The sequence below is a fragment of the Leifsonia sp. NPDC058230 genome, assembly GCF_042882245.1.
Taxonomy (GTDB): Bacteria; Actinomycetota; Actinomycetes; order Actinomycetales; family Microbacteriaceae; genus Leifsonia.
On the sequence record NZ_JBHVWM010000001.1, the window covers coordinates 183,717 to 202,458 of the forward strand.

Below are 18,742 nucleotides of genomic sequence, written 5' to 3' on the forward strand. Positions count from 1 at the left end.
CGCCTACCGTGCTGTCCCTGTTGAGGGCGCGGGACTGCACGGACGTGCATCGAGACCGTCTAGCCCGACCGCATCCCGGGGCGTAGAGTCGCCTCACGCCCGACGGTGAGCGCGATCCGCGGCCCGTCGATGGAGAAGCCAGAAGGAGCCAGGATGAGCTACGAAGAGCAGGCCGGCGACGAGCGCGACCGGAACGGCGTCGACCCCGGCGGCGTCGAGCGCGAAAACCTCGAGGGCACGTACACCGAATCGGACGACGAAGGTCCCGAGGTGCGTACCGTGCACGGCCAGTACACCGAATCAGCTGAGTTCCCCGGCCCCGAATCGGAGACCGAGGGCAGCTACATCGACACGGACGAGACCCAGGAGGTCTCGACCGAAGAAGAGCAGGGCGACTACACCGAGCGCGACCGCCCGTAGCATCGCCGGCCGGCGCCGGTCAGCGGAACTGCTTGGCCTGCTTCTGCACGGCCTTTCGCGCCTTCAGAGCCTCGTTGTAGGCGTCTTTGCGTGCCTTTTTCACCGTCGGGTCGTTCCAGAACGAGGTGACGGCATTCTTCATCTGCTCATACCTCTCCCGGCCGGCGCGGGTGCCCAGAACGTACGCCGTGAGGGCGATCAGGATGATGAAGATGGTCTTGGGACGCATGTGGTCTCCTCCGGTTTCTCTCCAGCGACGGTAATCCTCACGAACCGCTCTGTGAACCCCGTCGCCCGAAGACGAGCTGCAGCCATAGTCTGCCGGTCCGCCGTCGGACCGGGGTTCTCGGGCGCGCCGCGGACTACAAGGCGCCGAGCGCGCTCACGAACTCGTCGATCGTGACGACCTGCGCCTGGCGCGGAAAGACCTTCTCGGTGAGCACGCGATGCACCTCGTCGTCGCGGTCGAAGCAGCCGTCCTCGAGCACGACGAGGCGGAAATCGCGGTCGGACGCATCCCGGACCGTCGACAGCACGACGCCGCTGGTCGCGATTCCGGCGAGAACGAGGGTGTCGACGCCGCGGGCGACCAGCTGCTCGCGCAGATCGGTGGTGCTGAAGGCGCCGACGCGGGACTTGCGAACGACGATCTCGCCCGCCGCAGGCGCGATGCGCGCGTCGATCTGCGTAGCGGGCTGCGTGTCGTCGAGGCGACCGGATGCGGCGGCCGCGGCGAAGTTGGGGTTGGTCGCCGGCGCTTTGGCCGCGTCCTCGGCCGTGAGCGCGACACGCACGTAGCCGACGGTGAGGCCGGCGCTTCGGGCGGACTCCCTGGCCCGGCGCAGTCCGGCTAGAAAGGCGTCGGAATCGGGATGCGACTCGACGATGCCGGCCTGGAGGTCCATCAGGAGGAGGGCGGTGGTGGCGGGGTTCAGTTGCAGATCGTTCACATACGTAAACTAATCCGCTTTCGCGGGTGTTTGCTGAGTGTGCGGGGCAGCCCTAAAGGCCGAGCGACTTCTTGATGAGGGCTTCGGCGTCGTCGGTGGCCGCGGATTCGCTGGCCTCCTGGTTGGCCTCGGTGATCGCCTTGATGACCTCGTCGCGCTGGATGCGCACTCCGCGGGGGGCGTCGATCCCGATGCGGATGCCGTCGCCGCGGGAGTCCAGGATCGTCACGACGATGTCGTCGCCGATGAGCACGCGCTCCCCGACCTTCCGCGTCAATACCAGCATCTGCTCAGCCTATCCCGGCCGGTGTTCCATCGACCCAACCGATCGGCAAGCCGAGTTCGCGCACCGAATCGGGAGTGGCGGTGAGGGCTGCGTTGGTCACCGTCAGGCCGTCCGCCCCGAGGATCGCGTCGACGGCCTTGACCCACGCGGCCGTGTCGTCCACCTTGCGGGAGGCGTCGACGGCCAGCCACACCTGGTCGGGCTCGATTCCGGCGAGGCTCTCGGCCAGCTCGGGGATCTCGGATGCGCCCCGCGCGATCCCGAACGCGGCCACGATCGTGCGCTCCCGCCGCACCCCGTCGGCGCGGGCCCGCAGCGCTCCGCGCCGGTCGTCGACGCGCGGGGCGGCCGCTCGCGCGCATCCACCCGGCCGCACCTCGGCGTCACCGATCGCCTCGGCGAGCATCCGGGCGGCCGCGACCGCGTCGGCGCCCAGCCCGACCACCAGCGTGAGGTCTCCGCGGCCGCGCAGGAGCGCGGGCGCCCGGGGCGGTCGCTGCACCGCCGGCAGGATGAGGGGGCGCAACACGTCGTCCCGGAAATCCTGGTGCGGCGTGTTGCGACCCCCCTCCTGCGGATCGCGATTGCCCGGGAGTGCCTCCGCCTCCGGCCCCGTGTTCGGTCCGGCCTCCGCCTCCGGCACGCTCGAGGGCACGAGGGCTTCGGCCTCCCCGACCGTGCGCACGAGGTCGTCGAGGATCGCCTGGAACGCGAGGCTGCTGGTCGACACGGCAGGCAGCACCGCCTCGGCGGACGCGTCAGCGCCGGGGGCGCCGTCCGGGTCCACTCCGCGCGCGACCCCGAACCACTCAGGCCGCGATCGGTTCCGCAACCCGCACCACCCCGACGGTCTCGATCGCGGTCTGCACGGCGGTGACCTCCTGGTACGAGAGTACGGCGAGCCCGTTCAGCTGCCCCGCGACCAATCGACGCACGGCCGGACGCAACGCGGGCGCACAGACCAGTACCGCACTGACGCCCGCTTCGTCCAGGGTCGCGGCCGTCTGCCTCAGGGAACTCAGCACGGCCTCCAGGCGGTTGGGGTCGATCACGATCTGGGTGCCGGATTCCGACGGGCGCAGGCCCTCGAGCATCCCCTGCTCCAGCCCGGGGTCGATCATGATGACCCGCAGCGTCTCACCGTCGAGGTGCGGGGCCACGATCGCCGGGCCGAGGGATGCACGGGCCGCCTCGATGAGGCCCTCCGGGTCGTTCGACACCTTCGCGCGCAGGGCGAGGGCCTCCAGGATGCGCGGCAGGTCGTTGATCGCGACCTGCTCGACGAGCATCCCCTGCAATACGCGTTGCACCTCGGCGAGAGTGAGCAGATTCGGGATGAGTTCGTCCACCGCGGACGGGTTCACCTGCTTGACGCCCTCGGTGAGCTGGCGCACGTCCTCGCGGGTCAGCAGTCGCGCCGCGTTCGACGTGATGATCGACGACAGGTGCGTGATCAGCACCGAGACCCGGTCGATCACCGTCGCACCGTTGAGCTCGGCGCTGTGCCGCATCTCGCTCGGGATCCACTTGGCTTCCAGCCCGAACACCGGCTCGACGGTCGGTGTCCCGGGGAGACCGTCGAGCATGTCGCCGAGTGCGAGCACCCGGCCCGACGGCGCCTGACCTCGGCCTGCCTCGATACCCGCGATCTTGATCACATAGGTCGACGGCGGCAGGTCTGCGCTGTCGCGTGTGCGCACCGGCGGAACGATGATGCCCAGATCGAGGGCGATCTTTCGGCGCAGGGCGCGCACCCGGGCGAGCAGGTCGTCCGACGACCCGCTCACGATGTCGACCAGGTCGGGCGAGAGGGTGATCTCGAGCGCGTGGACGCGCATCTGCTCGAGCAGATCGTCGGAGCTGTCGGCTCGGCCGGCGTTCGCGACCGCGTTCTTCGCCGCTGCCGCTTTGGCTGCCGCGGCCTGGGACGTCTTCAGCCTCTGGGCACCCAGGATGAGCACCGCCCCGACGATGACGAACGGGATCGGCGGCATCCCGGGGATGAGCGCCAGGACGATGGCCGCGCATCCGGCGATCGTGAGGGCATTGCGCGATTGGCTCAGCTGCCCGCTCGCCGTGGTTCCGATGTCGCTCTCGGCGTTGGAGCGCGTGACGATCATGCCGGTCGAGACGGCCATGAGCAGCGCCGGGATCTGCGTGACGAGCCCGTCGCCGATGGTCAGCAGGGTGTAGTGGTCGACCGCGTCCCCGATCTCCATTCCGCGCTGGATCATGCCGATCGCGATGCCGCCGACCACGTTGATGACGATGATGAGGATGCCCGCGATCGCATCCCCCTTCACGAACTTGGAGGCGCCGTCCATCGCGCCGTAGAAGTCCGCTTCCGCCGACACCTCCGCCCGCCGTGCGCGCGCCTGGTCCTCGGTGATGAGCCCGGCGTTGAGGTCGGCGTCGATCGCCATCTGCTTGCCCGGCATGGCGTCGAGGGTGAAGCGGGCACCCACCTCCGCCACGCGTTCCGCACCCTTGGTCACGACGATGAACTGGATGACGACCAGGATGAGGAACACCACCGCCCCGATGATGATCGAGCCGCCGACGGCCACGTGCCCGAAGGCCTGGATGACCTGACCCGCATAGCCGTCGCCCAGCACGAGACGGGTCGACGCAACGTTGAGACCGAGACGGAACAGGGTCGCCACGAGCAGCAGCGACGGAAACACGGAGAAGTCGAGCGGCTTCTTGACGAACATCGTGGTGAGCAGGATCACGAGCGCCAGCATGATGTTGACGATGATGAGGGCGTCGAGCACCCAGGCCGGCACCGGCACGACGAGCAGCATGATGATGCCGACGACCCCGATCGGCACGGTGACTTTGGCGGTGGTCGATTTCATCGCGTACCTCCTGCGAGAGCGGGCGAACTGAGGCCGGCGGCGGTCGGCGCCGGAGCGGGGGCCGTCGTGGCCGCCGCGGGTGTGGTCATGGTGTGGAAGCCGTGGGCGGAGCCGCGAGCCTTCAGCGCCATGACGAAGGCGAGCACACGCGCGACGGAGTTGTAGAGCTCGACGGGGATCTCGTCGCCCAACTGGCAACTGCTGTGCAGTGCGCGGGCGAGCGGGATATCCTTCACGATCGGCACGCGTTCCTCCTCGGCCTTCTCACGGATGCGCAGAGCGATGTTGCCCGCCCCCTTCGCCACCACGCGCGGCGCAGATCTGCCCGGTTCGTACTTGATCGCGATCGCGATGTGCGTGGGGTTGACCAGCACGACATCCGAACCCCCGATCGCGCCGATCATGCGGTTGCGGCTCATGGCGAGCTGCCGCGACCGCCGCTGGGACTTCACGAGCGGATCGCCGTCGGAGTTCTTGTTCTCGTCGCGGATCTCGCGTTTGGTCATTCGGGTCTGCTTGCGGTTGCGCCGCATGACAACGAGCACGTCGAGCCCCGCGAGCACGAGGCCGGCGCCGACGGCGGCCTGCAGCAGTCCGGTGGCACCGCTCGTCACGGCGGCCAGCAGCGAGCTGAGCGACAGGCTCCCCGCCATGAGCAGCACCGGCATCAGGCCCTGGATGACGAGGTAGAGGCCGATCGCCACGACGCTGGACTTCAGGAGCGTCTTGGCCCCCTCCCACAGTGCCCGGAACCCGAACACCCTCCCGGCCCCCTGCACGAGGTTGAACTGCTCGTACTTGCCCTCGAACTTCTTGAAGTGGATGCCGCCCTGCACGGCCGCGCCCGCGATCACGGCGAGCGCGGTCACCACGAGCAGCGGACCGATCGTGGCGAGGATGCTGGCGAGTCCGTCGCCGAGCATCTCCAGCGCTGCGGCCGGGTCGGGGTTCTCGATGATCGTCTTGATCGAGAACACCTGCTCGACACCGGCTTTGCTGCCGAGGTCGATCGTGAAGGGGAGCATGATCGCGGCGGCCCCGACACCGATCCACGCGGTGAGGTCCGTCGACTTGCCGAGGCGGCCCTTGGAGCGGGCCTCCTTCATCCGCTTCTCGGTCGCCTGCTCGGTGCGCTCCTGTGCGTCGCTCATCCGCCCACCCCCATGATGGTCTTGACCGCGGTGTTCGTGAGGCCGTCGACGACGCCGGGGAGGGCGACGAACACGATGGCGGCGAGCACGACGGTGAGCATGATCTTCAGCGGGAAACCGAGCGAGAACGCATTGAGCGCGGGCGCGACGCGGGTGAGCAGACCGAGTCCGACATCCGCGAGGAAGAGCACCACAATGAGCGGCCCGGCGATCTGCACCGACGAGAGGAACATCTGCGTGACGCCGTTGACCATCTCTTTCACCGGATCGGCGAGGTCGATGCCGGCGGCGAGTGGGATCGCGTCGTACGAGCGCACAAGGCCGCCGATGATCAGCTGATAGCCACCGGATGCGAAGAGCAGCGCGAGGGCGGTCATCTGGAACATCCGGGTGAACTGAGCGCCGTTGATCATCGACTGCGGATCGAACGCCTGCGCCAGCTGAAAGCCGCCGAAGAGGTCGACCAGGCTGCCCGCCGACTGGATCGCCGCGAACACGAGGAACACCAGGAACCCGAGCGTCGCCCCCACGGCGAGCTCCTTCAGCAGGTCGAGGAAGAACACCCCGATGTCACCCGACTGGTAGCCGACCGAGACGCGGGGCGCGACGGCGACACCGAGCCCGATCGCGAGCATCCCTTTGATCTGCAGCGGGATGCCGTTGTACGAGAACGGCGGAGCGATCACGATGAACGCGACCATGCGCAGCGACGCCAGCGCGATCGCCTCGATCGAGGCCAGGTCGATGGGGATGTTCATCAGCTGCTGCCGAGGAGGATCGGGATCTGCTCGAAGAGCACGTGCGTGAACGTGATCATCTCGGAGATCATCCAGTGACCGCAGATCAGCATCGCCACTCCGACCGCTGCCGCCTTGGGCACGAACGAAAGTGTGACCTCCTGGATCTGGGTGATCGACTGCACCAGGGAGATCGCGAAGCCGACGACCAGGGCCGTGACGACGATGGGCGCGGCCAGCTTCGCCGTGATCAAGAGTCCCTGCATCGCGATGTCGAGAACAGCGTTGGTGTTCATCAGCCGCTCCGATAGCTCGTGATCAGGGACGTGATGATGAGACCCCACCCGTCGACCAGGATGAACAGCAGGATCTTGAACGGCAGCGAGATCATGACGGGCGGAAGCATCATCATGCCCATCGACATCAGGGCCGCAGAGACCACCATGTCGATCACGAGGAACGGCACGAAGATCACGAAACCGATGATGAACGCGGCCCGCAGCTCCGAGATCATGAACGCGGGGACGAGCGTCAGCATCGGTACGACAGCCGGGCTCGCCGGGTTGGCCTGCCCGGCAGCACGCGTCATCAGCGCGATGTCCTCCTCCCGCACGTGCTTGAGCATGAACCCGCGCAGGGGCATCTCGGCCGCGTGCACCGCAGCGGTGAAGTCGATGTGACCGTCGAGGTACGGCTGCACCGCGTGGTTGTTGATGTCGACGAGCACCGGGCTCATGATGAACAGGCTGAGGAACAGGGCGAGGCCGGCGAGCACCTGGTTCGGCGGGATGGACGGGAGCGCGAGCGCGTTACGCGTCAGGGCGAGCACCACGAAGATCTTCGTGAACGACGACATCATCAGCAACAGCGCGGGCGCCACCGAGAGGAGCGTGATCCCGAGGAGGGTGAGGATCGCCGCCGACGGCGTTCCGTTCGGGCCGTTGATGTCGATGGTGAGTCCGCCGGTTCCACCGCCGCCGGGGCCAGCGGGGCCGGTCGGCGTGGGGACGGGCTCGGGGACCATCGGCAGCTGCGCGGCGTGCACGACGTTGGACGAGACGAGCACCAGAGCGATGGCGGCGATCACTCCGAGGAGGATCGCGACTGCGAAACGCGGGGAGCGGATGAGACGGCCGGCCTGGGCCGTCACCGCGCTGGCCCTCACCGCTTCGGCCGCACCGCCGAGCTCGCCTGTCTCCACGTTGCCGGTGACAGGATCGAGCCCTTGAGGGCCTCGTCGAAAACGGATGCGCGTTGCTGCGCATTCAGATATTCGGCATCCTGCCTAGGTTGTTCACCCTTCGACGCATCCTGCGTCCGGGCATCCTTCTCACTGGGTTCGATCGGTTTCGCGAACGTCTTTCGCACCGGGTTCAGCTGGGTGACCTCTGCTTCGAGGTCGATGGGACGGTCCCCCGAGTGCAGCACGTTGACCGCGCGCTCGGTCACGCCGAGGACGAAACGGGTGCCGTCCACGTCCACGACGACCACCGACGCCTTCGAGCCGACGCCCTGCCGGCCCACCACGGTCACCGCGTTCCCGCGGCGCGCACGGCCGCTCTTGCCCTTGGTCAGACGGCGCTGCACATACCAGAGCAGCGCGACGATGACCCCGAGTACGACGAGTACCCGAAGGGCGATGAAAACGGTGTCCACGGCTCGGATCAGTCCAGATCTTCTGCTGCGTCGAGGATCTTGGTGATGCGCACCGCGTAGTCCTGGTCGACGACCACGATCTCGCCGTGGGCGATCAGGCGGCCGTTGAGCAGCACGTCCGCGGGCGATCCGGCCGACCGGTCGAGCTCGATCACGGCACCGGGCTCCATCGCGAGCACCTCGCGCACGGGCATCCGGGTGCGGCCGATCTCGACCGTCAACGCCATCTCGACATTGCTGATGCGGCCGAGCTTGCCTGCGTACGATCCGACCGAGCGCGCATCGGCGGCACTCTGGCGGATGCGCACAGCGAACCAGCCCGCGATCCCCGTCGGTCCGGCCAGCTCGAAGACCACGGTCTCGCGGTCTTCGAAGAGGTCGGAGGCGTCTTCGACGCGAGCGTCGTCCAGCACGCCGGCACCGAACGTGTCGCTGGCGGCCTCGAGTGCCGGCTGGAGCACATCCTGAACCGCCACGACCGGCGAGGCCTCGGCGGCCTCGTCGACCAGCTCGGGCACATCCGGAAGCACCACGGCCAGATCGGCCGAGACGGCACCGACGAAGGTCGCGACAACGGCGTTCCCGGTGGCTCCGGCGAATCCGCCGGTGGTGTGCAGGCGCGGGGTGAGGGACGTGCCGGTCGGCAGCACTCCGGTCAGCGCGCGCGCCGCGGCGAGCGCGAGGGTGGCCGTGTCGGTACGGGCGTCGGTGGTCATACTCATGTCAGTCCTCTGTTCTCACGATCACGCAGGCGAGACGCGAGCCGCTCGTACCGAGCGCCGCTTCGCCGACGGGGTGTCCGCCGACCGCGAGGTCGAACGGGCGGTGCTGCGGATGCGGGATCGGCAGCAGGTCGCCCACCGCCAGTCCCAGCACGACACTGGGCCGAACCCGTGCCGGCGCCAGCCGCAGGGAGACCTCGACCGGCACGTGCGCCAGCTGCGCGTCGATCAGTTCGCGCGCGTTCTCGGTGCTGCTGGTGGGGTTGGTCTCGCCGAGCTGCGGAAGCAGCACGGATGCCGGAAGGGCGAGCGTCGCCGTGGTGGCGTTCTCGCCGACGCGCAGGTTGAAGCCGGCGACGATCATCAGCTCGGCGGTGGCCGCGGCCTGGGCGAACTGCGAGTTGTACTGGATCGCGTCGACCGCGATGGGAGTGACCAGCAGCGAGCCGAGCGAGTAGCGCAGATCCTCGAGCGCGTCGTCCATCAGGCGCCGCACGAGGGCGTGCTCGATCTGCGTGAACGTGCGCTCCTCGGTCGTCGGCGTCCCCTGTCCACCGAGCATCGCGTTCACCCAGGAGAGCGCGGCCGTCGTCGGAAACTGGATGACACCCTTCGGCGCGACACCGTCGAGTTCGCACAGGACCATCGAGGTCGTGGGCGGCAGGGACGCCGCGTACTCGTCGTAGGTCTGCATCGCGACGGCTTCGCAGGTCACCTGGCTGAGCACGCGCACCTTGGCGGTGAGCTGGGTGGCCCACTGCCTGGCGAACGTCTCGAATGCGAGCTCGAGCACGCGGGAGTGCTCGCGGGCCAGTGTCGTCGGCCGGCGGAAGTCGTACACCAGTGCCGCGAGAGCGTTGGAGTCGGCTTGCAGGATGGTCACGGACGCGACTATCGGCCGCCGCCCCCTTCCCGTTAGGCGTTCGAGTCCAACGCGATCGAGGAATGTGCGCAGACTTACGGGGAAGAGGGTGCAGCCGATAGTGCTCCTGTGACGGCTCACCCGGAGCCGAGACCAGGATTCGCGCCATGATCGTCGTCACAAGGCTGAACGAGAGCCAGTTTGCGGTCAACCCTGACCTCATCGAGCGCATCCATGCCAGCCCGGACACCACCCTCGTGATGGTCGACGGAGCGAAATTCATCGTCACCGAGAGCATGGCAGAGGTGATCGAGAAGATCGCCGCCTACCGGGCCCGAGTGATCGCGCTCGCCCACGACCTTCCGATGGCCGGCCCGACCCGCCCGAACGGATCACCCCAGCTGGGCCTCGTGCCGCCGGCCGAGTCGGACGACGACACATACGGGAACGGCGACCCCGGGGAGACCGCGCAGCCGCGCACCGACCCGATCCGGGCCGTTCCGCTCCGAGCAAGGAAGAAATAGATGGATCCCGCAACGATAATCGGCATCCTCCTCGCGTTCGGATCCGTCTTCGCGATGGTGTCGCTGGAGGGTGCGCACCTGAGCTCCCTGCTGCTGCCGGCACCGATGATCCTGGTGTTCGGTGCGACCATCGCCGTCGGTATCGCCAGCGGAACGCTGAAGGACTTCTTCGTCGCCATCAAAGCGCTTCCGGGCGCGTTCCGCGGCAAGGTGCAGCCCCCCGAGCAGGTCATCGAGCAGGTCGTCGGCCTGGCGGAGAAGGCGCGGTCCAGCGGACTGCTCGCGATGGAGCAGGAGGCCGACGCGGTCGACGACCCGTTCCTCAAGCGCGCCCTCCAGAACATCGCCGACGGCACCGATGGGGATGAACTCCGCGTGCTGCTCGAGGACGAGATCGCCACCCGCTCCAAGAGCGACCGCGTCGCCGCCAAGTTCTTCTCGAGCATGGGCGGATACGCGCCCACCATCGGCATCATCGGAACCGTCGTCTCGCTCACCCACGTGCTCGAGAACCTGGCGGAGCCGGCCGAGCTCGGACCGATGATCGCGAGCGCCTTCGTGGCAACCCTCTGGGGTCTGCTGTCGGCCAACTTCCTGTGGCTGCCGATCGGCTCGCGTCTGCGCCGGCTGGCCGACCTCGAGATCGAGCGGATGACGCTGCTGATGGAGGGCGTGCTCGCCGTGCAGGCGGGAAGCCAGCCGCGCCTCCTCGGCGAACGGCTCCGGGCGATGATCCCGGCCGGCACCGCTGCCAAGAACGAGAAGGCGAAGGCCGACAAGGGCAAGGACGCCAAGCTCAAGGAAGCCGCCTAGCGATGAACGCCCGACGGCGCCGCCGGCATGAGCCGGACGAGGAGCACGAGAACGACGAGCGCTGGATGGCCTCGTACATGGACATGGTCACTGTGCTCATGTGCATGTTCATCGTGCTCTTCGCGATGTCGACCGTCGACCAGAAGAAGTTCGCCGAGCTGAAGGATTCGCTCGCCACAGGGTTCGGGCAGGTCAAGTCGGAGAAGATCGACACCGCTAGCGGCGTGATCGTCCCGCCGGCGCAGGTCGACGACACGGGCAAGAACACGGATCTGTCTCTCGCTCAGATCGAGGCGGACAACCTGAAGGAGCTGCGGGACCGCATCCTCGCCGCTCTGGGGAAAGACGGTCTGCAGGATGCGGTGACGATGAAGATCGACGAGCGCGGCCTGACCATCGGCCTCGTGGGCAACGAGACGTTCTTCGCATCGAACCGCGCGGAGCTGAGTGCGGCGGCGACCGTGGTGCTCAGCGACATCGGGCCCATCCTCGCCCCCACCCCGTACCAGGTGTCGGTGGAGGGCCACGCCGACTTCCGCCAGCCGGGCGCACCGTATCCGACCAACTGGGAGCTCTCCGCCGGTCGCGCCACGAGCGTGCTGCGCCACCTGGTCGAGGTCGACACCTTTCCGCAGGAGCGGATCGCCGCGGTCAGCTACGGGTCCGCGAGGCCCCTGGCCACTGCCACCGGCTCCTCCGACCAGGAGCTCGCGGCCAACCGGCGGGTGGATGTCGTGGTGCTGTCGAACCAGCCCGACAAGGTTCGCGCGCTCATCCCCCAGGCCCTCGCGACCCCCGCTCCGGCCGGGACGGCCTCGGGCTAGGCCAGCCGCGCCGGGCGTTGCCGCACCGGCGCGAGCCACCCTGCGACGACGACGGCGGTGATCGAGCCCGCGGCCATGATCGCGGCCAGCACGACGATCTGGAAGCGTCCCGCCTCGAGGGGGGAGACGCCGCCGAAGATCGCGCCGACGAACGCGCCCGGCAAGGTCACCAGACCGGTCGTCTTCGTCTGGTCGACCGATGGGATGAGGGCGCCGTAGATCGCGCTCCGCGTCAGCTCGAGTGTCGACATCCGCGGCGTCGCGCCCAGCGCCAGCCATCCCTCCACCTCATCCCAGTGGTCGTTGACCGCTTCGGTGAACCGGCGGCCTGCGAGTGTCGCGATGCTCATCGAGTTGCCGATGACGATGCCGCCGATGGCCAGCACGTACCGCGGGGAGAACTCGATCGCCCCGCTGACGAAGACGATCGTGAGCGTCACAGCGATTCCCAGGGCCATCGCCGACCCCATCATCAGAGCGTGATCGCGCGACCAGCCGACCCGATGGGTCGCGGTGCCGGCAGCCACGCCGAACATCACGACGAGGGCGAGCGCGACCCAGACCGGGCTCGTGATCACGCCGGAGAGGATGAGGCTGATCGCGGCGAGCTGCAGGGCTCCCCGCAGGATGGCCAGGAGCGGCGCCCAGCGGTGCGGCACCCGGTAGGCCGCGAGGACGACGGTCGACAGCGCTGCGAGGAGCAGCACGCCGATGATCGTCGGGCCAAGTTCGCTGAGGATCGGCATACGCCGAGCCTATTCGCGCGGCGATGGTGACAGGATCGACTGTGTGACGACCGACCCGCAGCCGACAGAATCCGTCCGCATCCGCCTCATCGGAGGCCCGACCGCGGTGATCGAGGTGGGCGGCCTGCGCGTCCTGACCGACCCCACCTTCGATGCGCCGGGCGAGTATCCCAGCGGCCCGCGCGTGCTGGTCAAGAACGTCGGGCCGGCCGCGACCCCCGGCGAGCTGGGCCCGGTGGATGTCGTGCTGCTGTCGCACGACCAGCATCCGGACAACCTGGATCATGCCGGGCGCGCCCTGCTGCCGACGGTGCCGTTGGTGGTCTCGACCACCGCAGCGGCCGAACGCCTGGGCGCGACGACGGTCGGTCTCGAGCCGTGGCACCACCTGGACGTCGATCGGCCCGACGGCTCCCGGATGCGCATCTCGGTGGTTCCTGCGCAGCACGGTCCCGACGGCGCCGACGCCTCGTCCGGCCCGGTGGTCGGGTTCGTGCTCTCGGGCGAGGGCCTCCCCACGATCTACGTCAGCGGGGACAACGCCTCCCTGCGCGTCGTCGAAGAGGTGGAGCTGAACGCGGGGCCGATCGATCTCGCGCTCCTGTTCGCCGGTGCCGCGCGCACCGCCCGGCTCGATGCGTACCTCACGCTCACCAGCAGACTTGCCGCGCGCGCGACGACGATCCTCGACGCGCGGGCGGTCGTTCCCGTTCACACCGAGGGCTGGGCGCACTTCACGCAGGGACCGCAGACGCTCGCCGAGGCCTTCGAGCGGGAAGGCGTCGGCGAGCGTCTGGTACTTCTGCAGCCGGGCGAGAGCGCGACTCTCTAGCGCCTCCCGAACCCGATTTGCCGGTTCGGCGTGATGAAAGCGGCACTGCGTTGTCTTACCTAGGGGGGGTAGGTCCTGCGCGAGAGGAAGCGACAATGCCGGTTCCGCCCACGAAACGCGAGGCCCCGCGGGTGCTCTTGAAAGACTTGGTGCTGGTCCGGCTTCGGGATGCGATCCTCGGCGGCCACCTCCGCCCAGGCGAGCGGCTCGACGACGGTGAGCTTCAAGACTGGCTCGGGGTGTCCCGCACACCCCTCCGCCACGCGATTGACCAGTTGGGCCTCACCGGATTGATCGAGCTTCACCCGCAGCGATTCACGAGAGTCACCACGCAGACAGCCGCGGAAGCCCCCGATGCGGCCATCGCCATGGAGGCGATCCTCTGTGGCGTCATCTCCACGGCCGGCCCGGTTTCGCGGGCGAGCAGGACGTTCGCGCATCTGAGATCCGCCGACGGCGCGCTCTCAGGAGGCGCCGGCGCGCAGACGTTCTGGATTCACTTCCTGAACGGCTTCATAGCCCTCGGACAGGAGACGGGGAACCCGTTCATGACGGCGGTCCTCGAGACGTTCGGGCCCACCCTCGTGTTCAAACTGGGCGCGCTCCCGGCTCCGGCCGACGATGAGGCGACCAGGGCATCCCTCGGACGCCTCGTCGCTGCGCTGCAGCGCAACGATCTCGCCGACACGCAGAAGTCGACGAGACAGCTGCTCGTCGACTTCGGCATGTCCGAGTCCGCCGCCTAACGAAGGGCCGGCGTCGCCTCCAGCTCGACCTCGACCTCGCTTTCGGCGAACGGGGACTCGGCGGTGGTGATGACGTCCTCGGCCTTGCGGGGCACCCGGACCAGAACGACCGAGAGCACCGTCACAGCAACGGCCCCCAGCGCCAGGATGCCTGCCGTCACGAATCCATCGGTGTAACCGGATTCGGCGGCCAGGCCGTCAGCACCGGTCGAGCCCGTGACCAGGGCGGTCATCACGGCCGCACCGATCGCCGACCCCACCGTGCGGAGGTTCGTGTTCATGCCGCTGGCGACACCTGTCTGCGTCGGCGGGACGCTCTGAACCACCACGCTGGAGATCGCCGCGTAGACCAAGCCGAGTCCGATGCCGAACACACCGGCCTCGAGAGAGACCTCGAGGAGCGTCGCGTGCCAGAGTCCGATCGCCACGCTCGACACCGCGATGATCGAGCTCGCGATGATCACCTGCGAGCGGAAGCCGACGAAGCGCGCGAGAGGGCCGCTGAGGAATCCGGTCACCGCCATCGTCACGAGCATCGGCAGCATCAGCATGCCTGACTCGGAGACGGATGCACCGAGCCCGAAACCGGTCGACGTCGGGATCTGGACGAACCGCGGGAAGAACGAGAACACTGCGAACATCGATGCCCCGATGAAGACGGCGGCCGCGTTCATCGCCCAGACGCCGGGGAGGCGCATCATCCGCATGTCCACGAGAGGCTGGCGCGAACGCAGTTCGACGACGATCCAACCCGCGAGGAGCAGTCCGGCGGCGATGAGCAGCCCGACCACGAGCGGCGATCCCCAGCCCCACTGGCTGCCGGTGCTGAGCGGGAGGAGCAGGGCGACGAGCCAGCCCGAGAGCAGGATGGCCGCCCACGGGTTCACGCCGCCCACCGCCCGTGTCTCCGACTCCGGGATGAACGCCCGGGCCAGCACGGCCGCGGTGAGCGTGAACACGACCGGCACCAGGAACAGGCCTCGCCAGCCGAGCACATCCGCCAGTGGACCGGCGAGAACCGTGCCGAGGCCGCTGCCGATGGCGATGACCGAAGCGAGTGCACCGATCGACGAGGGCAGGCGGTGCGGGGGGAAGGCGTCGCGTACGATGCCGAACGCGAGCGGGAACATCGCTCCGCCGACGCCTTGGATGACGCGGGCGCCGATGAGCACACCGATGTTCGGGGCCAGGGCGGCGATGATCGAACCGAGCGCCACTGCGAGCAGGGCCAGCACGAAGATGCGGCGTTTGCCGACCATGTCGCCCACCCGGCCGAGAAGGGGCGTCGCGACGGCCGCGGAGATCAGCCAGGCGGTCATGGTCCAGGTGGCCCCGGATGTGGTGGTGCCGAGATCGCGCTGGATCACGGGCAGCACGGGCACGACGAGCGATTGCAGGGTGGCGAATGAGCCCACACTGAGCGCCAGGATGGCGAACGTGCGGGTGGGATGGGATCGAGACATTGAGGGTCTTTCCGTTCTCGAGGGGTTTGCCGAGCAGATTTCGGCTATAATTGGAGGGAGGCTCCGATCGGAGGTGCCCTCCGGTTAATAGATTAGCGGAGGTACCCTCCGGTTTGCAAGTCTTTTCGTCAAAGGACCGCAGAATGACCACGACCGACCCCGACATCCAGCTCATCGCGCACCGCCCCCAGCGCGCCGACGCGCGCCGCAACTTCGACGCGCTGCTCGCCGCAGCACGTGAGGCCTTCGGGGCCGACGGCACCAGCGCATCCCTCGAAGACATCGCGCGCCGCGCCGGCGTCGGCATCGGCACGCTCTACCGCAACTTCCCGACCCGCGACGCCCTGATCGAGGCCGTCTACGTGGATGAGGTCGAATCCGTGGTGCGCGCCGCACGCGACGCCGAGTCCCTCGAACCGTGGCAGGCGCTCAACACCTGGCTGCTCCGTTTCGTCAGCTACATCGGCACCAAGCACGCCCTGCTCGACGGACTCAACAAGGACTCCCCCGTACTGCTCAGCTGCCGCACCGCCATCTACACCGGCGGCGCGCCCCTGCTCGACCGCGCGCAGCGCGCAGGCGTGGTACGGAACGACGTCGCGATCGACGATGTCGTGCGTATGGTCTCCGGCATCGCCGGGGTCGCCTTCGAAGACGACGCCCAGCGCACCAAGGTCGTCGAACTCGCGATCGACGGGCTCCGCGCCCGCGCGTAGCCCTCAGCCGGCGCTGGAGGCGCTGCCGGGCGACCGACGGACGTAGAGCGTTCCGGCCGTGACCGCGCGATAGGAACGGTCGATGATCTGCTCGAGCACGCCCAGGTCGATGTTGTCGAGGTTCGTGATGTAGAGACAGACGGCACCGGTGGTGTGTCTGCCGAGCCGGCTGAGAAGCTCGGCGTGGTCGCCCACGCCGTCGGGGAGGTAGATGGTGGTGGCGGCCTTTCGAGGCGCGAATCCGGCGGCTCCGGCGTCACCCTCCCGACCGCTGGGATACGAGTAGTGGTACTGGCCGAATCCGATGCTCGTTCCGTACCAGACCCGCGGGGGCTCACCTGTCACTGCGGCGAAGAGCGACATCAGGGTCTCTGCATCGCGGCGCCGGATGGGCGACGTCACCGTATCGAGAAGTCGCTGAACCTCGGCGTCGATGCTCATGAACCAAGTATGGGCGCGCATGCGCGATCTCGCGCCCTACCGCTCGCTGCCCGCAAGGGCGTTGAATGTCCCCCATGATCGATTGGGCACTCATCGCCGAACTCGGCACCGCCGTCGGGACCACTGTGCTCGCCATCGCGACGTTCACCTCCACCCGCTCGGCGAACCGTTCCGCGCGGCTGGCCGAGCGCGCCCTCCTGGAGGGGCTGCGGCCCATCCTGTTGTCCTCCAATTGGTCGGACGCACCCCAGAAGGTTCGCTTCGTCGAGGGCAAGTGGCTGACCGTGCACGGTGGACGCGCCGCGCTCGAGATCACGAAGGACGTGGTGTATCTGGTCTTGTCCGTGCGCAACGCGGGCACCGGTGTCGCGGTCCTGCACGGCTGGTACCTGCCCGAGAGCCCCACCGCACCGATCACGCCGGCCGACCAGTTCCACCGCCTCACCCGCGACATCTACGTGCCGAGCAATGATGCCGGATTCTGCCAGGTCGCCGTCCGGGACACCCAGTCGACCGCCTACCAGCGCGCCGTCGATGGCGCGCGGCGCGAGGGGTTCGCGGTCGACGTGCTCTACGGCGACGCGGAGGGATCGCAGCGCGTGGTCTCGCGCTTCTACGTCACTCGGGGTCCCGCCGACCGCCCCGGAGGCGACGACAGCGAATGGCTGCTGACGGTCTTCCGCCACTGGAACCTCGACCTGCCGAATCCCCGCACGTGACGGTCCCGTGGGCCTCGCGGAGCCGATCACGCGACGAGGGGTCGCAACGCGCCGTGTCGCGGTATCCGTGGACGGCGTGTTGCGACCCCTCGTCGCAGCGGATTAGCGCTTGAGGTTCGTCAGCTCCTGCAGCACCTCGTCGGAGGTGGTGATGATGCGGGCGTTCGCCTGGAAGCCGCGCTGGGCGACGATCAGGTTGGTGAACTCCTGCGACAGGTCGACGTTCGACATCTCGAGCGAGCCGGCCTGCAGGTTGCCGAGGCCGTCCTCGCCCGGGCCGCCGAGTTCTGCGTTGCCCGAGTTGACGGTGGCGAGGTACGTGGACCCGCCCGCCTTCTCCAGGCCGCCCGGGTTGACGAAGGTGGCCAGGGCGATCCGGCCGACCGACTGACGGTCTCCGTTGGAGAAGAGGCCGACGATCGTTCCGTCCTTGTCGAGGGTGAACGACTCGAGCGTGCCCGCCTTGCGGCCGTTCTGGTCCTTGAACGCGACCGTGGTGAGGTCCGCGAATCCGGTGACAGTGCTGAGGTCGACGGTCACGCCGCCCACCGCGAGCGTGCCGCCGGTGGTGAGCACGCCGTTGGTGAACGCGAGCGCGGTGGTGCCGTTGGCGGTGCCGTCGGTGCCGGCGACATCCCAGCCCCCGGCGGTGCGGGTGAAGGTCAGTGTGAGGTTGCGTTCGGCGCCGTTCGCGTCGTAGACCTTGATGTCGCGCACGAGCTGGTCACCGACGGCAGCGGTCGAGGGAAGGTTGCCCGAGACAGTGCCGCCGGTGGTGGCGGATGCGGGGGCGACGGCCTGCAGCGGGATGGTCACGTCGCTGAGGCCTCCGCCCTGCTGCACGACACCGTTCACCGCGTTCCAGCCCTGGAGGATGGCGCCACCGGGGCCGACGAGGCGGCCGTCGGCATCCGGGTCGAAGGATCCGGCGCGGGTGTACTGGGTCTGGCCGCCGACGTTGACGACGAAGAATCCGTCGCCGTTGATCATCATGTCGGTCGGGCGACCCGTCGCCTGCGCCGCACCCTGAGTGAAGTTGGTCGCGATGCCGGCCACGAGCACACCGAGGCCGATCTGCGCCGGGTTCGTGCCACCCGCCTGGGCGCCCGGTCCGCCGGCGCCCCTCACGAGCTGGGAGAGGGTGTCCTCGAACTGCACGGCACCCGCCTTGAAGCCGGTCGTGTTGACGTTGGCGATGTTGTTGCCCGTGACGTCGAGCATGGTCTGGTGCGAGCGGAGACCGGAGATTCCGGAGTAGAGCGAACGGAGCATGATG

At 68.5% G+C, this 18,742-nt stretch carries 24 protein-coding genes; 8 read left to right on the plus strand and 16 right to left on the minus strand.

What is annotated here, in order from left to right:
- Window positions 1-153 precede the first annotated feature (153 nt).
- Entirely contained in the window at window positions 154-420 is a 267-nt protein-coding gene (locus ACFVV0_RS00950) for a hypothetical protein (RefSeq protein WP_387057149.1), read from the plus strand.
- Between the two features lie 19 nt (window positions 421-439).
- On the opposite strand, the gene ACFVV0_RS00955 is transcribed toward ACFVV0_RS00950, so the two are convergent.
- From ACFVV0_RS00955 to ACFVV0_RS01010, 12 genes are all read right to left on the minus strand, one after another.
- Entirely contained in the window at window positions 440-649 is a 210-nt protein-coding gene (locus ACFVV0_RS00955) for a hypothetical protein (RefSeq protein WP_387057151.1), read from the minus strand.
- Between the two features lie 133 nt (window positions 650-782).
- The gene (locus ACFVV0_RS00960; RefSeq protein WP_387057153.1) at window positions 783-1,370 is read right to left on the minus strand and encodes a cysteine hydrolase family protein; all 588 of its coding nucleotides are present in this window, start codon (window positions 1,368-1,370) and stop codon (window positions 783-785) included.
- Window positions 1,371-1,422: 52 nt separating this feature from the next.
- The gene (gene csrA, locus ACFVV0_RS00965) at window positions 1,423-1,656 is read right to left on the minus strand and encodes a carbon storage regulator CsrA (RefSeq protein ID WP_387057155.1); all 234 of its coding nucleotides are present in this window, start codon (window positions 1,654-1,656) and stop codon (window positions 1,423-1,425) included.
- Between the two features lie 4 nt (window positions 1,657-1,660).
- The gene (locus ACFVV0_RS00970) at window positions 1,661-2,386 is read right to left on the minus strand and encodes a hypothetical protein (protein WP_387057157.1); all 726 of its coding nucleotides are present in this window, start codon (window positions 2,384-2,386) and stop codon (window positions 1,661-1,663) included.
- Between the two features lie 79 nt (window positions 2,387-2,465).
- Window positions 2,466-4,514: a flagellar biosynthesis protein FlhA gene (locus tag ACFVV0_RS00975; RefSeq protein WP_387057159.1), complete on the minus strand. Its 2,049-nt coding sequence runs from the start codon at window positions 4,512-4,514 to the stop codon at window positions 2,466-2,468.
- Entirely contained in the window at window positions 4,511-5,665 is a 1,155-nt protein-coding gene (locus ACFVV0_RS00980; RefSeq protein WP_387057161.1) for a flagellar biosynthesis protein FlhB, read from the minus strand. Before ACFVV0_RS00980 ends, ACFVV0_RS00975 begins: the two co-directional genes overlap by 4 nt.
- Window positions 5,662-6,423, minus strand: coding sequence for a flagellar biosynthetic protein FliR (locus ACFVV0_RS00985; RefSeq protein WP_387057163.1), 762 nt, complete (start codon window positions 6,421-6,423; stop codon window positions 5,662-5,664). The genes ACFVV0_RS00980 and ACFVV0_RS00985 overlap by 4 nt, the downstream gene beginning before the upstream one ends.
- The gene (locus ACFVV0_RS00990) at window positions 6,423-6,698 is read right to left on the minus strand and encodes a flagellar biosynthetic protein FliQ (RefSeq protein ID WP_387057165.1); all 276 of its coding nucleotides are present in this window, start codon (window positions 6,696-6,698) and stop codon (window positions 6,423-6,425) included. The genes ACFVV0_RS00985 and ACFVV0_RS00990 overlap by 1 nt, the downstream gene beginning before the upstream one ends.
- Window positions 6,698-7,552, minus strand: a complete 855-nt coding sequence (gene fliP, locus ACFVV0_RS00995; RefSeq protein ID WP_387059401.1) for a flagellar type III secretion system pore protein FliP — start codon at window positions 7,550-7,552, stop codon at window positions 6,698-6,700. Before fliP ends, ACFVV0_RS00990 begins: the two co-directional genes overlap by 1 nt.
- Window positions 7,553-7,563: 11 nt before the next feature.
- The gene (gene fliO / locus ACFVV0_RS01000; RefSeq protein ID WP_387057167.1) at window positions 7,564-8,058 is read right to left on the minus strand and encodes a flagellar biosynthetic protein FliO; all 495 of its coding nucleotides are present in this window, start codon (window positions 8,056-8,058) and stop codon (window positions 7,564-7,566) included.
- Between the two features lie 8 nt (window positions 8,059-8,066).
- A complete protein-coding gene (gene fliN / locus ACFVV0_RS01005) occupies window positions 8,067-8,780 on the minus strand; it encodes a flagellar motor switch protein FliN (RefSeq protein ID WP_387057169.1) in 714 nt (237 codons plus the stop codon).
- A gap of 1 nt (window position 8,781) precedes the next feature.
- Window positions 8,782-9,663: a flagellar motor switch protein FliM gene (locus ACFVV0_RS01010; protein WP_387057171.1), complete on the minus strand. Its 882-nt coding sequence runs from the start codon at window positions 9,661-9,663 to the stop codon at window positions 8,782-8,784.
- Window positions 9,664-9,809: 146 nt separating this feature from the next.
- On the opposite strand from ACFVV0_RS01010, the gene ACFVV0_RS01015 reads away from it, so the two are divergent.
- From ACFVV0_RS01015 to ACFVV0_RS01025, 3 genes are read left to right on the plus strand one after another with little or no spacing between them, the layout of a single operon-like run.
- Window positions 9,810-10,166, plus strand: a complete 357-nt coding sequence (locus ACFVV0_RS01015; protein ID WP_387057173.1) for a flagellar FlbD family protein — start codon at window positions 9,810-9,812, stop codon at window positions 10,164-10,166.
- A complete protein-coding gene (locus tag ACFVV0_RS01020; protein WP_387057174.1) occupies window positions 10,167-10,979 on the plus strand; it encodes a motility protein A in 813 nt (270 codons plus the stop codon).
- A 2-nt stretch (window positions 10,980-10,981) separates the two neighbouring features.
- Window positions 10,982-11,803, plus strand: a complete 822-nt coding sequence (locus ACFVV0_RS01025; protein WP_387057176.1) for a flagellar motor protein MotB — start codon at window positions 10,982-10,984, stop codon at window positions 11,801-11,803.
- On the opposite strand, the gene ACFVV0_RS01030 is transcribed toward ACFVV0_RS01025, so the two are convergent.
- Window positions 11,800-12,549 carry an ABC transporter permease gene (locus ACFVV0_RS01030; protein ID WP_387057178.1) on the minus strand — a complete coding sequence of 250 codons (750 nt, stop codon included), beginning with the start codon at window positions 12,547-12,549 and terminating at the stop codon, window positions 11,800-11,802. The two genes, ACFVV0_RS01025 and ACFVV0_RS01030, sit on opposite strands and share 4 nt — an antisense overlap.
- A gap of 43 nt (window positions 12,550-12,592) precedes the next feature.
- Here ACFVV0_RS01030 and ACFVV0_RS01035 point away from each other — a divergent pair, with 43 nt between their 5' ends.
- A complete protein-coding gene (locus tag ACFVV0_RS01035) occupies window positions 12,593-13,381 on the plus strand; it encodes an MBL fold metallo-hydrolase (protein WP_387057180.1) in 789 nt (262 codons plus the stop codon).
- A 95-nt stretch (window positions 13,382-13,476) separates the two neighbouring features.
- The gene (locus ACFVV0_RS01040; RefSeq protein WP_387057182.1) at window positions 13,477-14,127 is read left to right on the plus strand and encodes a GntR family transcriptional regulator; all 651 of its coding nucleotides are present in this window, start codon (window positions 13,477-13,479) and stop codon (window positions 14,125-14,127) included.
- On the opposite strand, the gene ACFVV0_RS01045 is transcribed toward ACFVV0_RS01040, so the two are convergent.
- A complete protein-coding gene (locus tag ACFVV0_RS01045) occupies window positions 14,124-15,590 on the minus strand; it encodes an MFS transporter (protein WP_387057184.1) in 1,467 nt (488 codons plus the stop codon). The genes ACFVV0_RS01040 and ACFVV0_RS01045 overlap by 4 nt on opposite strands.
- Window positions 15,591-15,733: 143 nt before the next feature.
- On the opposite strand from ACFVV0_RS01045, the gene ACFVV0_RS01050 reads away from it, so the two are divergent.
- Window positions 15,734-16,306 carry a TetR/AcrR family transcriptional regulator gene (locus ACFVV0_RS01050; protein WP_387057186.1) on the plus strand — a complete coding sequence of 191 codons (573 nt, stop codon included), beginning with the start codon at window positions 15,734-15,736 and terminating at the stop codon, window positions 16,304-16,306.
- Window positions 16,307-16,309: 3 nt separating this feature from the next.
- Here the strand turns inward: ACFVV0_RS01050 and ACFVV0_RS01055 are convergent, their stop codons facing one another.
- On the minus strand, window positions 16,310-16,747 hold the full coding sequence (locus tag ACFVV0_RS01055; RefSeq protein ID WP_387057188.1) for a DUF1801 domain-containing protein: 438 nt from the start codon (window positions 16,745-16,747) through the stop codon (window positions 16,310-16,312).
- Between the two features lie 74 nt (window positions 16,748-16,821).
- Here ACFVV0_RS01055 and ACFVV0_RS01060 point away from each other — a divergent pair, with 74 nt between their 5' ends.
- The gene (locus ACFVV0_RS01060; protein WP_387057190.1) at window positions 16,822-17,466 is read left to right on the plus strand and encodes a hypothetical protein; all 645 of its coding nucleotides are present in this window, start codon (window positions 16,822-16,824) and stop codon (window positions 17,464-17,466) included.
- A 102-nt stretch (window positions 17,467-17,568) separates the two neighbouring features.
- Here ACFVV0_RS01060 and ACFVV0_RS01065 read toward each other — a convergent pair whose 3' ends face one another.
- On the minus strand, window positions 17,569-18,738 hold the full coding sequence (locus tag ACFVV0_RS01065; protein ID WP_387057192.1) for a flagellar hook protein FlgE: 1,170 nt from the start codon (window positions 18,736-18,738) through the stop codon (window positions 17,569-17,571).
- Between the last annotated feature and the right edge of the window lie 4 nt (window positions 18,739-18,742).

Excerpts from the sequence above, each read along its gene's own strand:
- ACFVV0_RS00950 (WP_387057149.1), top strand. The coding sequence starts at position 154 with ATGAGCTACGAAGAGCAGGCCGGCGACGAGCGCGACCGGAACGGCGTC.
- ACFVV0_RS00955 (WP_387057151.1), bottom strand. The coding sequence starts at position 649 with ATGCGTCCCAAGACCATCTTCATCATCCTGATCGCCCTCACGGCGTAC.
- csrA (WP_387057155.1), bottom strand. The coding sequence starts at position 1,656 with ATGCTGGTATTGACGCGGAAGGTCGGGGAGCGCGTGCTCATCGGCGAC.
- ACFVV0_RS00975 (WP_387057159.1), bottom strand. The coding sequence starts at position 4,514 with ATGAAATCGACCACCGCCAAAGTCACCGTGCCGATCGGGGTCGTCGGC.
- ACFVV0_RS00980 (WP_387057161.1), bottom strand. The coding sequence starts at position 5,665 with ATGAGCGACGCACAGGAGCGCACCGAGCAGGCGACCGAGAAGCGGATG.
- ACFVV0_RS00985 (WP_387057163.1), bottom strand. The coding sequence starts at position 6,423 with ATGAACATCCCCATCGACCTGGCCTCGATCGAGGCGATCGCGCTGGCG.
- ACFVV0_RS00990 (WP_387057165.1), bottom strand. The coding sequence starts at position 6,698 with ATGAACACCAACGCTGTTCTCGACATCGCGATGCAGGGACTCTTGATC.
- fliN (WP_387057169.1), bottom strand. The coding sequence starts at position 8,780 with ATGAGTATGACCACCGACGCCCGTACCGACACGGCCACCCTCGCGCTC.
- ACFVV0_RS01015 (WP_387057173.1), top strand. The coding sequence starts at position 9,810 with ATGATCGTCGTCACAAGGCTGAACGAGAGCCAGTTTGCGGTCAACCCT.
- ACFVV0_RS01020 (WP_387057174.1), top strand. The coding sequence starts at position 10,167 with ATGGATCCCGCAACGATAATCGGCATCCTCCTCGCGTTCGGATCCGTC.
- ACFVV0_RS01025 (WP_387057176.1), top strand. The coding sequence starts at position 10,982 with ATGAACGCCCGACGGCGCCGCCGGCATGAGCCGGACGAGGAGCACGAG.
- ACFVV0_RS01030 (WP_387057178.1), bottom strand. The coding sequence starts at position 12,549 with ATGCCGATCCTCAGCGAACTTGGCCCGACGATCATCGGCGTGCTGCTC.
- ACFVV0_RS01040 (WP_387057182.1), top strand. The coding sequence starts at position 13,477 with ATGCCGGTTCCGCCCACGAAACGCGAGGCCCCGCGGGTGCTCTTGAAA.
- ACFVV0_RS01045 (WP_387057184.1), bottom strand. The coding sequence starts at position 15,590 with ATGTCTCGATCCCATCCCACCCGCACGTTCGCCATCCTGGCGCTCAGT.
- ACFVV0_RS01050 (WP_387057186.1), top strand. The coding sequence starts at position 15,734 with ATGACCACGACCGACCCCGACATCCAGCTCATCGCGCACCGCCCCCAG.
- ACFVV0_RS01055 (WP_387057188.1), bottom strand. The coding sequence starts at position 16,747 with ATGAGCATCGACGCCGAGGTTCAGCGACTTCTCGATACGGTGACGTCG.
- ACFVV0_RS01060 (WP_387057190.1), top strand. The coding sequence starts at position 16,822 with ATGATCGATTGGGCACTCATCGCCGAACTCGGCACCGCCGTCGGGACC.
- ACFVV0_RS01065 (WP_387057192.1), bottom strand. The coding sequence starts at position 18,738 with ATGCTCCGTTCGCTCTACTCCGGAATCTCCGGTCTCCGCTCGCACCAG.